Source organism: Pseudomonas sp. S2_E01 (assembly GCF_054668365.1).
On record NZ_CP162762.1, the window covers coordinates 1,995,661 to 2,008,334 of the forward strand.

The following is a 12,674-nucleotide window of genomic DNA, read 5'->3' on the forward strand; positions in this document are numbered from 1 at the left end:
CTCAAGCGTCGGCCAGAATGGCGTCGGCGATTTTCTCGGCGATCATCACGGTGGGCAGGTTGGTATTGGCGGTGGGAATGCTTGGCATCACCGAGGCGTCGGCCACGCGCAGGCCGTGCACGCCATACACCCGGCCTTGTGCATCGACCACCGCCAGCGGGTCGTCGGCTCGGCCGATCCGGCAGGTGCCGCTGGCATGCCAGACCCCACCGACATGGGTGCGCAGGTAGCGTTCAAGGGCGGCGTCGTTGGCCAGCAGTTCAGACAGTAACGGTCCCTCGGTCGCAGCCTGGGCGAACCGGCAGAGGCGCGGTGGGCCACTGAAAGCCGTCACCGCCGGGTCGGCGAATACCTGGGCGAGCACGCGCAAGCCTTCGCGCAGACGATCCAGGTCACGCCGGTCAGACAGCAGGTTGAATTCCACTGCCGGGTATTGCGTCGGGTCGCTGCTGCGCAAGCGCAGATGGCCGGTGGAACTCGGTTTGTTCACCCACAGCACCGCACCGACGGTGCCGAGCGCGGCATTCGGGGCGATGCCCAGGTACAAGTCAGCGGGTACGCGGGCATCGACCCCGGACGATACACGTGCGGCCAGCAGGTGCGCGGCGCCCGGTTCATCGATGGGCGCCAGTGGATCGTGCAGGGTGGCGGTAAGGCCGATCGAGCTGTGATCCCACAGGTTTTGCCCGACCCCCGGGCGGTCGGCGACCACTTCGATACCGAGATCGCGCAATGGCGCTGCCGGACCGATCCCGGCATGCAACAGCAACGCCGGTGTTTGCAGCGCACCGGCCGTGAGGATGACTTCGGTGCCTAGCACGTCGAGCAACTGGCCGTCGCGCAGCACCTGCACGCCGGTCACCCGGTTGTCGTGCAGGATCAGTTGGCGGGCCGGGGTGTCGGTCCACAGGTTCAGGTTGCTGCGGGCGCGCACCGCGCTGCCGAGATAAGCCCGGGCGCTCGACACCCTTTGATCGTGCTCGATGGCCACGGCGGGAGCGAAGTAGCCGTCTTCGAACCGGCCGTTCTGATCGACGATGTTGTTCAGGCCCACTGACTGCAAGGCGTGTGCAGATGCGCGGGTAAAGGGCCCCAGCGCCGCGAGTCGACGCGGGCAATCGGCAGCGGGCCGTCATGTCCGTGCTGCTCGGGGTCGCTTTGGCCGAAGTCGAGGTCACGCTCCAGCTTGCGAAAGTACGGCAGCACCCCTTGCCAGTCCCAGCCGTCGGCGCCTCGCGCGGCCCACTCGTCGTAGTCGCGGGGCAGGCCGCGATTGGCGACCATCATGTTGACGCTCGAACCGCCGCCGAGGATGCGCCCCTGTTCATACCATTGTGCCTCGCGCGGGATATCCGGGTGTTCGCTGGCGCGCAGAATGGTCAGGCCCGGCCAGAAGAAGCGCTCGCCCGCCAGGCGCGGCAGCCAGGGTTGCAGGCCGTCGAGGATTTCGGTGGGTGTGCCGTGTTCCGGTGTGTCGGCGCCGGCCTCGATCAACAGCACGCGCTTGTCGGCCCGCGCGGACAGGCGATTGGCGATGACGCTGCCGGCGCTGCCACCGCCGACGATGATGTAGTCGTAGTGTGGGTGACTCATATGTGCTCCTCGGGATGGTCGCGGACCGTCCCTTCCAATGATCAAGGGGGCGGCCTAGAAACCGACACTCAGCGAGGCGACCAGCGAACGCGGCTGGCCTTTGTAGTACTGCGGCGCACCGAAGAAGTTGGGGTTGCCCGGGTCGGCATTGATGGTTCCGGACTTCACGCCGGACAGGTACTGCTTGTCGAAGATGTTGTTGGCGTTGAGGCTGATAGTGGTTTCCTTGAGGCCACTGACCAGATCCTTGAAGCGGTAGCCCAGGTTCACGTCGAAAATGGTGTAGCCACCAATTTTCTGGGTGTTCGCCAGGTCGCCGTAGAAGCTGCCGGTGTAGCGGCCGAGGAAGTTGGCGTAGAACGCTTCGTTGTCATAACCGATACCGGCGCTGACCAGGCGATGGGGCGCGTCGAACAGTTGGTTGCCCTGGGTGTCGGCGGTGAGGCCGCCGGCGCTGTAGTCCGAGTCCTGGGTGGAACTGAGCCACGTGAAGGAGCCGAAGTAGTTGAAGTTGGCCGGCAGCTTGCCGTTGATAGCGAGCTCCAGGCCCTTGGTGGTGACGTTGCCGGCGTTGAAATACTCGGTCACGCCGGTCACTGGCGAATAGGCGGCCTGGCGGTCCTTGAACTTGTCGTAGAACACTGCTGCGCTGATCAGTGTCGTGTCGGTGCTGTAGCGCCAGCCGATCTCCTGGTTCCAGGTCAGCTCGGGCTTCTGTTTTTCATCGCTGTTGATCCGTCCGTAGACCGAGGCAATGGCCGGCACGCGCATGTTCGAGGTGGTGTTGTAGTAGAGCTGGTTCTGCGCATCGAGCTGGTAGCTCAGGCTCAGGCTGGGCAGGAAGCGGTTGTAGTCCTCGGTGTTCTTGTAGCCGCTGAGGCGGTCGGCGCCCTTGAGTTCGGTGTGCTGCCAGGCGAGGCCAGTGGTCAGGACCAGCGCGCTGTTGATGTTCCAGGTGTCCTGCACCCAAAGCTTCTGCGTGGTGATCTGGTTCGCCTGGTTAGTGTTGTAGACGACGTTGCCGCGACTGTCGCGGATCGGGTCGCTGCCGTCGATGCTGGCCGGTTTGCCGTTGTTCTTGATCGGCGTGAAGATGAACTGGTTGCGCGCGTGGGTGTAGTCGGTCCACAGCCCCAGTTGCAACACATTGTTGTCGGCCAGGGTCAGGTCCAGACTGTTGCTCGAACCGACGCGGTACTGGGTCGGGAACAGTTGCAGGGACGCTGGCACCACCGGATCGAGGGCGTCGCCGTCATGGTTGACGTCGGTGTCCAGGGTGCGCTCGTTCACCGCAGCCGTAGCGATGGACGCCGTACCGTCGGTGACGCGCACGTAATATGGGTTGACCTTCAACTGCACGTTATCGGACAGGTTGAACAGGCCGTTGAGTCCGTAGGTCTGGATCTTGAAATCGGCCCGCGAGTTGGCGGCGCTGGTGCCGGGAATGGTGATGTCGGCCACGCCATTGGTGCCACCCTCGGTGGGGTAGACGTTACGGGGGTAGCCATGGTCGTAATCGTTGGCCCGGTACTGCGCCAGTGTCGGCGACAGGTAGCTGTTGGTGCGCATCAGGAAGCTGGAGAACAGCGCATTGATCTGGTTGCCGTCGCCCCACTTGTATTGCAGGTTGCCCTCGAAGCGATTGGACGACAGTTCACCGTCCGAGTCGTCCCACAGGTCGCCCGTGGTACGCGATGCCGACAGCCAGGCGGAAAAACCTTCGTACTCGCCGGTGTTGACCCGCACGAACGAGCGATACAGGTTGTTGCTGCCCACGTTCTGCTTGTACAGCACACCGGCTTCCTTGGTCGGGGCAACGGATTTGATCTCGACACTGCCGCCGCTGGCGGTCAGGGTCGGGGCGTTTATCGAGGCAGAGCCGTAGAGTACCGACACCGACTCGTAGTTTTCCGGATCGCCCAGGAAGTCGGCGTGTGGCGTAAGGAACTGCGGGTCGTTGAGCGGGATGCCATCGCGGGTGAAGCCCAACTGGTCCTGCGAAAACCCGCGGATGTTCAACGAGCCTTCGGTTATGCCGCTGGAATCGCCACCGCTTGAGTGCACGCCCGGCAGGTACTTGAGTGCGCCCGTGACGGCGCTGTCCAGGCCGACGAATTTCTCCAGCTGGCTTTTGCTCAGCGTCGCCCTCGACTCTGGTGCTTTCTCCTTGACCGCATCGCCGACGAAGGTGTCGCTGGTTTCGCTCTGGCCCTGCACGACCACGGTGTCGAGGGTTTGCGCGGCGGTATACGCCGACATGAACAAGGTCCCGGACACCGAAATGGCCAGGCCCGTGCGTTTGAATCCACTGAGATATTGCATACGTCTATTTCCCCGGTTTGAAAGCTTTGGAAGGGGACATAGCAAGCGATGTGCCATCAGAAAAATATCAATAAAAACAGATAGATAAGTTTGTTTTTATGGGCAGGGTGCTGGGCGTCGAGCAGGTGTTGCGGACGGGGTGCTGCTTGAGCAGCATGGCACGAACACTTGCTCGCGAGGGATGTCCAGAAGCCGCGGGGTGTCTGGCTTCACGTGTCATCGTTTACGACCATCGCGAGCAAGCTCGCTCCTACAGGGTTTTGGGGTGTTCACACATGTTGCGACAGGCCGATGCCTACTGTAGGAGCGAGCATGCTCGCGATGGAGGCCCAGTCAACGCGGGGTGTCAGGCTTGCCGTGTCATCGTTGACGACCATCGCGAGCAAGCTCGCTCCTACAGGGGTTTTGGGGTGTTCACACATGTTGCGACAGGCCGATGCCTACTGTAGGAGCGAGCATGCTCGCGATGGAGGCCCAGACACCGCGGGGTGTCAGGTTTGCCGCGTTATCGTTAGCGACCATCGCGAGCAAGCTCGCTCCTACAGGGGGATGGGCAGGCAAAAAAAGGCCGTCTCATTGTGGGGACGGCCTGGAAAAAAGCATGTGGCTTAGCGCGCGGTAATCACCGACAGCTTGGTGATGCCGGCCCGTTCGATCGAGGCCATCGCTCGTGCCACTTCGCCGTAATTCACCCCATCATCGGCTTGCAGTTGCACGCGCACCTCCGGGTCCTTGGCCTTGGCGGCCTGCAGGTTGAATTCCAGCAGGTCGGGCTGGATCTCGTCCTTGTTGATGAACAGCTTGCCGGCGGCGTCGATGCTTACCACCAGCGGGTCCTTTTGTTCGACCGGTGCCACGGCTTCGGTCTTGGGCAGGTTGATCGGGATGGCGTTGGTCAGAAGCGGCGCGGTGACGATGAACACGACCAGCAGCACCAGCATCACGTCCACCAGCGGCGTGACGTTGATCTCGCTCAGCACCTCATCGCTGTCTTGGGTGGAGAAGGCCATATCAGGACGCCTCCTGCACTTTGTGCGTGTTGCCTGGCACTGCCACCTTGCGCGTGCCCGGGTTCACGAGCACGCGGAACGCGCTCTTCTGCGCCAGGCTATAGAAGTCGTGGGCGAAGTCGTCCAAGTCCGCAGCCGTCAGCTTCAGGCGACGCAAGAAGTAGTTGTAGACCAGCACCGCCGGCACGGCGACGGCAATACCGACGCCGGTCGCGACCAGTGCCGCGCCAATGGGCCCGGCCACGGTTTCCAGGCTGGCGGAGCCGGCGGCGCTGATGCCCTTGAGGGCTTCCATGATGCCCCACACGGTGCCGAACAAACCAATGAACGGCGACGTACTGCCGATGCTCGCCACCACCGCCAGGCCGGTTTCCAGCGAGCGGCGTTCGCGCACGATCTGCTGGCGCAGGGCGCGCTCAAGGCGGTCCTGATGATTGATTGCCTGGCTCAGGTCAGCCGCGTGCGGTGCTTCGCCAACCTGGATCGCCGCATAACCAGCCTGGGCCACCCGCGCCGCGGCGCCGGGCTGGGTCTCGGCCAGGGCGGCGGCCGAGTCCAGGGTCGGTGCGGCCCAGAACTGTTTGTGAAAGCGCCGGTCCTGGGCTTTCAGACGACCGAACTGCACGCCCTTGAGCAGGGCCAGGCCCCAGGTCGCGACGGAAAAAACCACCAGCAGCCAGATGACGGCACTTTCGATGGATTCAAGTGGAGAGGCTAGGAGTGTCATGATGGTTTCCCTCTGTGTGGAGCGCGATGCGCACGCCCCTCAAATCGTTAATTGATTTTGAAATCGATGGGCACGCTGACCCAGCCGACCTGGGCGACATCGCCCTGTTTGGCCGGCACGAAACTCCAGCGCTTGACAGCGTTCAACGCCGCGTCGTCGAGTGGCTGGCGACCGCTGCTTTTCTGGATCTGGATCTCCCCCGGCTTGCCGCTCGGCAATACCTGCACGCGCAGCAGGACGGTACCTTCCCAGCCCCGACGCTGGGCCAGCGATGGGTACTCCGGCGCGGGGTTCTTCAGGTACGCGGCGTTGGCTGAAGCCGGCGTCACCGGGGCCGGTGCCGGTGGGGCAGGCGGGGCGGCCACTGGCGTTGGCGGCTGCGGTGGTGCCGGGGGTTGCTCGACGGCTTTTGGCGCAAGCTTGGGCACGGGCTTGACCACCGGTTTGGGAATGGGCTTGGGCGCGGGTTTCGCGGCCAGCTCGTCGACCACCGGAGGCGGCGGTTCGACCACCGGCGGTGGTGGGGGTGGTGGCGGTGGTGGCTGTTCGACAACCGGGGGAGCCGGTTGTGAAAATTCGATGGTCATCGGCGGGATTTGCGGCGGCACCACCGGCAGGACCGTCGTCGGCTGCTGGCTGATCCAGTAGATCACCGCGCCGTGCGCCAGCAGGGCGAGCGTACTCAGCAGCAAGCCTTCGCGACGGCTCAGCACGCCCTTGGGCGCACGTTGCAAACGCAGTTGATGCAGCGGCACCCGAGGCGCCCGGCCGAGGTCGACCAGCTCGCCGACCGGGGCCTGGCGCCAAAGCGCCTCCGGCATCGCGGCAGTGGTTTGGACGTTGCCCATTACTGACTCCAGTTAAGAAAAAAGCTGTTGAAAGCAAAAGAGCAATTACTGTGCCCAGCCACTCCAAACGCGGCCAAGTGGCGTGGGCGTTGGGGCAGGGGGCCTCGGTGGTGTTCATCACTCGGAGGTTCGCTGCGATTGAGGCAGCAGCGTTGCTGCCCGACTGCTGCTGTAGCAGCAGGCGGGTGTTCAATGTTTGGCGGCGAGCAGGCTGGCGCTGCGTGGTGATTGCGCGAGTACGCCGATCTTTTCCAGGCGGGCGCGGACGATGTTGCGGCTGATGCCCAGGATCCGCCCGGTCTGCAACTGGTTGCCATGGCAGAACCGATAAGCCTCGCGAAATACCGTCTCTTCGATCTGCTCGTAAAGGTTGGGCAGGTTCTGTTCGAACAGTTTGGCCAACGCTTCTTCCAGGCTCGCCGGCGACTGGGAAGGCCCCGAAGCCAATGACGAGCCAGGCGGGCGGGCGCCGTGGTTGCGCATGTCCACCAGGTGCAGATCTTCGGGTTGCACGCGCTTGTTCAGGCACACCAGCAAGGCGTGATGGATGGAGTTTTCCAGCTCGCGGATGTTGCCCGGCCAACTGTGTTCGAGCAGCTTTCGTTCGCATTCCGGGCTCAGGGTGGCGCGGTTGTAGCCCAGGCGCTGGCAATGTTCCTCGAGGAAAAATTCCGCGAGCGGCAGGATGTCGCCCGGCCGCTCGCGCAGTGCCGGCAAGCGGATCGTCGCCACGTGCAGCCGGTAGAATAGATCTTCGCGAAAGTTGCCGGCCACCACCGCATCGGCCAGGTTGACGTTGGTCGCAGACACCAGGCGCACGTTGATCGGGATCGGCGTACGCGAACCCAGGCGCACCACTTCGCGCTCCTGCAACACGCGCAGCAACTTGACCTGCATGTTCAACGGCAAGTCGCCGATCTCATCGAGAAACAACGTACCGCCCTTGGCCGCTTCGAACCAACCGGCCTTGCTGGTGGTGGCGCCGGTGAAGGCGCCTTTCTCGTGGCCGAACAATTCGCTTTCCACCAGGGTCTCGGCGAACGCGCCGCAGTTGACGGCGACAAAGGGCTCGTTACGCCGATGGCTCAAGTTGTGAATGTGCCGCGCCACCAACTCTTTGCCGGTGCCGGTTTCACCCATGATCAGCGCGTTGGCGTCACTGGGTGCCAGGCGCTCGATGCGATTGAGCAGCTCCAGCGAGCGTGGGTCCTTGAACACCAGTACGGTGGCCCGGACCGATTTGGTCAACTCGCGGGCGTTGGGATGTGTAATCAGTGCCATGGTGCTATTCCTGTAGCTGAGACCGCCTGAGGATCATGCACGATATTCATATAGATAAAAAAATTCTTAATTCGTCTTTGCTTATGCGTATTTGGAATACAAAAAATCGGGCGGAAAGGGTCCACAAAACCCGGGACGAGTGCCGCCGTAGCGGCTCCAACCCGCTCTCGAATACGCTCTGCCAGCCCCGCGTGAGGTGACGACTACACCGGTAACGCCTCGACGTGATCGCTGCCTACCAGCTCCGTCAGCAACTCGTCCTTGAGCTTGTGCAAGCGTGGGCAATGGCGTTCGCGGGGGTGGGGCAGGTCGACCTGGATTTCGTGCTTGATACGCCCGGGACGCGCGTCCATGACGATCACGCGGTCGCCCAGGTACAGCGCTTCCTCGACGTCGTGGGTCACCATGATCATGGTGCTGCGTTGCTGCACCCAGATGCGTTGCAGCTCGCGTTGCAGGTGCACGCGGGTCAGCGCATCGAGGGCGCCGAAGGGCTCGTCGAGCAGGAGGATTTTCGGCTTGTTGATCAGCGCCCGGGCAATCGCCGCGCGCTGGGCCATGCCGCCGGACAACTGATGCGGGTAGGCGTTTTCAAAGCCCTGCAGATTGACCAGATGGATGTGTTCGGCCACCAGGCGCTGCTTTTCCCGTTTCGGCAGGGGATGGTTCTTCAGCGCCACGGCGATGTTCTGCTCGACGGTTTTCCACGGGAACAGGCGGTGGTCCTGGAACACGATGCCGCGTTCCAGGCTGGTGGAATCGATGCGCTGGCCGTCGAGCAGGATGTCGCCGCTGTACTGCGCTTCCAGGCCGACGATCAGGCGCAGCAGGGAGGACTTCCCGCAGCCGCTGGCGCCGACGATGCTGACGAATTCGCCGGGCTTGACGGACAGGTTGATGTCCTGGAGCACCGTCAGGGGCTTGCCCTCGATGGCGTACTGCTTGCCCAGGCCGCGAATGTCCAGGGAGCCCGGCACATGCGCGGTCTGCCCCAGCCAGTTTTGCTTGAGTAATGCGTTCATGATTGCTTAAGCCTCAACGAGTGTCGCGCCAGCGCAGCAGGTGCTGGCTCAGGCGCGAAAACAATTGGTTCATGGCGTAGCCGAGCAGGCCAATGCACAGCACGCCGATCACCACGACCTCCATGCGTGAGCCGGCCTCGGCGTTCATCATCAGGTTGCCCAGGCCGTTGCCGGTGGAAAGAAACAACTCGACGCCCACCGAACTCACCCAGGCGAACGCCAGGGCATGCAGGATGCCGTTGGCGATGGCTGGCAGGGCGCTGGGCAATAGCACGTGCGTCAGTTGCTGCAACGGCCCGAACTCGAAGATCCGGCCGACTTCGCGGTAGCGCGGTTCGATGTGGCTGAAGCCTTCGTACGTATTGAGCGTCATCGGGTAAAACGCCGCGAGGCTGACGATCAGCACCTTCGCCCCCTCGCCACTGCCGAACCACAGGGCGATCAGCGGGATCAGCCCGAGGATCGGCACCTGGCGCATGATGTGGTACAGGGGCCCAAGCACGCGCTCGACCACCCTCGACAGGGCCATCGACGCCCCCACGGCAACGCCCAGGGTGACCCCCAGCAACAGGCCGATGCAGGTACGCTGCAGGCTGGCCAGCGTGCTGATCAGCAACGCGCCGCTGTCGATCAGCTCCATCAGGCCTTGGCCGATGGTGGCCAGTGGCACGAACGCATAGGCCTGGGCGGCGCCCTGGCGCGAGGCCAATTCCCATAGGCCGACCAGCAGCAGCGGCAACAACAGGCCACGGCCAAGATGGCACAGGTGAATCAAGGCAGGCATGGCAATCTCCTAACGGGTCTTCCAACGGAACAGGCGTTTTTCCAGCAGGCGAAAGCCGTAGTCGAGGGTGAAGCCGATGAGCCCGATGACGACCACACCGACCATCACGATGTCGATGCGCATCATCTGTCGCGCCATCTCGATCATCTGCCCCAGGCCGCTGTCGGCCGCCAGCAACTCGGCGGCGACCAGCACCATCCACGCCCGGCTCAGGCCGATGCGGATGCCGGTCAGGATGGGCGGTGCGGCCGCCGGGAAGGCGATGTCGACGATCAGGTGGCGCAGCGGCAGGCGGTAGATCCGCCCGACCTCGAAGTAATTGCGCGGTATTGCCTTGATCCCTTCGCTGGTGGCCAGCGCCACCGGGAAGAACACGGCTTTGGTGACGATCAGGATCTTGAAGGTCTCTTCCACGCCGAAGGCCAGGATGAACATGGGGATCAGGGCGATGGAGGGGATCTGGCGCACGGTATGAAACAGCGGCGAGCAATAAATTTCGACCGTCTTCGACAAAGCCAGGGCGATGCCGAACAACAAGCCTGCACCGGCTCCCAAGGCGAAACCCAAGCCCAGGCGCGACAGGCTGAAACGGATGTGCTCGGCAAGCTCGCCGCTGTGCAGCAAGTCCTTGAAGGTGTCCCAGACCACGGCCGGCGGCACCAACAGTTGCTCGGAATAACGGCCCGACTGGGCCACCAGCGTCCAGGCGAGCAACACCAGCAGCGGTGAAACGAACCAGCTCAGGCGGTTGAGCCAGGGCCGGCGAAGGAGCAGGGGCGGCGTTGCAGTGATCAGGCTGTTCATCAGATTGCCAACCTGGTTTTGCCCAGCACCGATTCCAGCGGACGGGGATCGACCCAGTCGCGGACATCGAAGGCGTGGTCGATGAAGTGATGCCGATGCAGGAAGTGGGTCAGGTCCTGCAAGGCCAGTAGCGATCTTTCCTCCAGGCGCGTAACCAGTCGGCGATGGGCGTCTTCGCCGTAGGCGGCGGCGACGAAGTATTCGCTGGTGTTCAGTTCCCGGGCGAGGAAGCGGCGGGTTTCGTCGGCGTGGCTCCAGGCCCACTGTTCGGCGCGCAGCACGGTTTCGACGATCAGCGCGGCGGCGTCGAAATGCTCGTCGAGCATGTGCTGGTCCACGGTGAGGGTGCGCGGAGTGCCGATGTTGCTGCGAATCATCGGGTCCGGGTGAGAGCCGGTATCGACCACCACATGCAGGCCGAACTCATCGGCCAGTTGCACCCCATGGGCGCCCTTGGCGAAGACCGCGTCGATGTCGCCACGCAACAGCCCGATCAGTTCGTTGTTGCGGCGCCGGTTCTTCGTGCCGATCTGTGCGCCGAACACATGCTGGATGCGCTCGTCGCTGTGGGTGCCGCCGTAGGGATAGTCCACCAGTTCGACGTCGGCGAGGGTAAGGCCTTCCAGTTGCAGGGCGTTTTCCAGGGCGCGCAAGGCCTGGGCGCGGCCGAAGTCGATTTGCACGTTGGCCCATTTGGGAATGCCGAAGCGGCGGTTGCGCAGGTCGCGGGTGGTCTTGATCCCGGTTTCCGAGGTGGTGAGGATCAGTTGTACTTCGTCGCTCCAGGACAGGCCGAGCACACGGGTGTTCTTGCCGCTGGCCTTGGCCCAGATCGCCGGGGTGTTGCCGCCGTGGCGTACCGAATTGTCCAGGTGATGGTCGAAATGCGCCTCGCGCACTTCCCGGTCGGAGGACTCGCGCAAGCCCTGGATATTGGTGCCGTAGGGGCGAAAGGCTTCGGCAAGACGGCCGGATTCGACCGCAATACCCAACCCGGTGGGGACCGGGCTATGGGTGTACCAGAGTGTATCGAGAGGTTTTGTCATGCAGGCAATCCAGACGGGGGTGGCGCGGAGAATCGAAACGGGCGGGGAGCATCGCCCCCGCCCGGGACAACGGCTCAGCCGGTACGGGTGGCGACCACGCTGCGCAGGGTTTCCTGTGGACGCGGGTCGATCCAGTCGGCCACCGAAAAGGTCGCGGGAATGAAGTTCCAGCGGTGCAGGAAGTCGGTGAAGTCCTGCACGCCGTTGATCGAGCGCTCATCAAGGTTGGTGCGCAGGCGCTGGTGCGCGTCCGCGCCATAGGCGGCGGTGACCCAGAATTCGCTGCTGTTGGTTTCGTGGGCGAGGAAACGCCGGGTGTCCTGCGGGTGAGTCCAGGCCCACTCTTCGGCACGCACCACCGACGACAGGATCGCCACTGCAGTGTCGTAATGCTGGTCCAGCAGATGGCTGTCGACGCTGAGGGTGCGTGGGGTGCCGTTGTTCGAACGGATCAGCGGTTCCGGGTGCGAGCCGGTGTCGATCACCGTGTGCAGGCCGAACTGATGGGCCAGTTGGGCGGCGTGTGCGCCCTTGAGGAAAATCGCGTCGACTTCACCGCGCAACAGGCCCACCAGCTCGGCGTTCTGCCCACTGTTGCGGCGCCCGCCAAAGTTGGCTACGCCATTGACCACCTGGGTGGCCTCATCACTGAACGTACCGCCATGGATGTAATCCACCAACTCGACATCCTTGACCTGCAGGCCTTCGAGCTTCAGGGCGTTTTCCAGGCCGCGCAGGGCTTGCGCACGGGTGAAGTCGATTTGCGCATTGACCCAGTGCGGCAGGCCGAACTTGCGACCCTTGAGGTCCTTGACCGTCTTGATGTCGCTGCCGGGCAGAGTCAGGATCAACTGGACTTCGTCAGCCCAGGACAAGCCGATCACTCGGGTGTCGCGGCCGCTGGCCTTGGCCCAGATGGCAGGGATGTTGCCACCGTGGCGAACCGAGTTCTGCAGGGTGTGATCGAAGTGCGATTCGCGCACGGCTTGCTCGCTGGACTCGCGCAGCGACTGGATGCGTGTGCCTTGCTGTTCAAGGGCTTCTTCCAGCCAGCCCTTTTGCACGGCGATGCCCAGGCCGGTTGGCACCGGGCAGCGGGTGTACCAGAGTGTATCGAGGGGTTGCGACATGGTGCTTACTCCATTGGTTGCGGCAGGTCTTCACGGATGCGGTTGATCACCGGTTGCCAAGGGCTTTTGCAACGGCCATGCCACGCCCTGGATCGTTGCGCAAAGCC

The 12,674-nt window shown here is 63.4% G+C and carries 12 protein-coding genes; all 12 read right to left on the bottom strand.

Going from position 1 to position 12,674, the window contains the following annotated elements:
* Position 1 precedes the first annotated feature (1 nt).
* Positions 2-1,054 carry a GMC family oxidoreductase gene (locus tag AB4O36_RS09145; protein ID WP_460142128.1) on the bottom strand — a complete coding sequence of 351 codons (1,053 nt, stop codon included), beginning with the start codon at positions 1,052-1,054 and terminating at the stop codon, positions 2-4.
* Positions 1,045-1,593 (bottom strand): GMC family oxidoreductase N-terminal domain-containing protein, encoded by a 549-nt coding sequence (locus AB4O36_RS09150; protein ID WP_460141532.1) that lies wholly within the window; start codon positions 1,591-1,593, stop codon positions 1,045-1,047. Before AB4O36_RS09150 ends, AB4O36_RS09145 begins: the two co-directional genes overlap by 10 nt.
* A 54-nt stretch (positions 1,594-1,647) precedes the next feature.
* Positions 1,648-3,915 carry a TonB-dependent receptor family protein gene (locus AB4O36_RS09155; protein WP_460141533.1) on the bottom strand — a complete coding sequence of 756 codons (2,268 nt, stop codon included), beginning with the start codon at positions 3,913-3,915 and terminating at the stop codon, positions 1,648-1,650.
* A 608-nt stretch (positions 3,916-4,523) separates the two neighbouring features.
* Entirely contained in the window at positions 4,524-4,925 is a 402-nt protein-coding gene (locus AB4O36_RS09160; RefSeq protein WP_460141534.1) for an ExbD/TolR family protein, read from the bottom strand.
* 1 nt (position 4,926) lies between these two features.
* Positions 4,927-5,652: a MotA/TolQ/ExbB proton channel family protein gene (locus tag AB4O36_RS09165; RefSeq protein WP_460123891.1), complete on the bottom strand. Its 726-nt coding sequence runs from the start codon at positions 5,650-5,652 to the stop codon at positions 4,927-4,929.
* A gap of 47 nt (positions 5,653-5,699) precedes the next feature.
* Positions 5,700-6,500: an energy transducer TonB gene (locus AB4O36_RS09170; RefSeq protein WP_460141535.1), complete on the bottom strand. Its 801-nt coding sequence runs from the start codon at positions 6,498-6,500 to the stop codon at positions 5,700-5,702.
* A 189-nt stretch (positions 6,501-6,689) separates the two neighbouring features.
* Positions 6,690-7,781, bottom strand: a complete 1,092-nt coding sequence (locus AB4O36_RS09175) for a sigma-54 interaction domain-containing protein (RefSeq protein WP_460141536.1) — start codon at positions 7,779-7,781, stop codon at positions 6,690-6,692.
* 203 nt (positions 7,782-7,984) lie between these two features.
* Positions 7,985-8,803 (bottom strand): ABC transporter ATP-binding protein, encoded by an 819-nt coding sequence (locus tag AB4O36_RS09180; protein ID WP_460141537.1) that lies wholly within the window; start codon positions 8,801-8,803, stop codon positions 7,985-7,987.
* Between the two features lie 13 nt (positions 8,804-8,816).
* Entirely contained in the window at positions 8,817-9,587 is a 771-nt protein-coding gene (locus AB4O36_RS09185) for an ABC transporter permease (RefSeq protein ID WP_460123903.1), read from the bottom strand.
* Between the two features lie 9 nt (positions 9,588-9,596).
* Positions 9,597-10,391 (bottom strand): ABC transporter permease, encoded by a 795-nt coding sequence (locus AB4O36_RS09190; RefSeq protein WP_460141538.1) that lies wholly within the window; start codon positions 10,389-10,391, stop codon positions 9,597-9,599.
* Complete coding sequence (locus AB4O36_RS09195) at positions 10,391-11,437, bottom strand: ABC transporter substrate-binding protein (RefSeq protein WP_460123908.1); 1,047 nt, start codon at positions 11,435-11,437, stop codon at positions 10,391-10,393. Before AB4O36_RS09195 ends, AB4O36_RS09190 begins: the two co-directional genes overlap by 1 nt.
* A gap of 74 nt (positions 11,438-11,511) precedes the next feature.
* Entirely contained in the window at positions 11,512-12,567 is a 1,056-nt protein-coding gene (locus AB4O36_RS09200; protein WP_460141539.1) for an ABC transporter substrate-binding protein, read from the bottom strand.
* Positions 12,568-12,674: the final 107 nt, after the last annotated feature.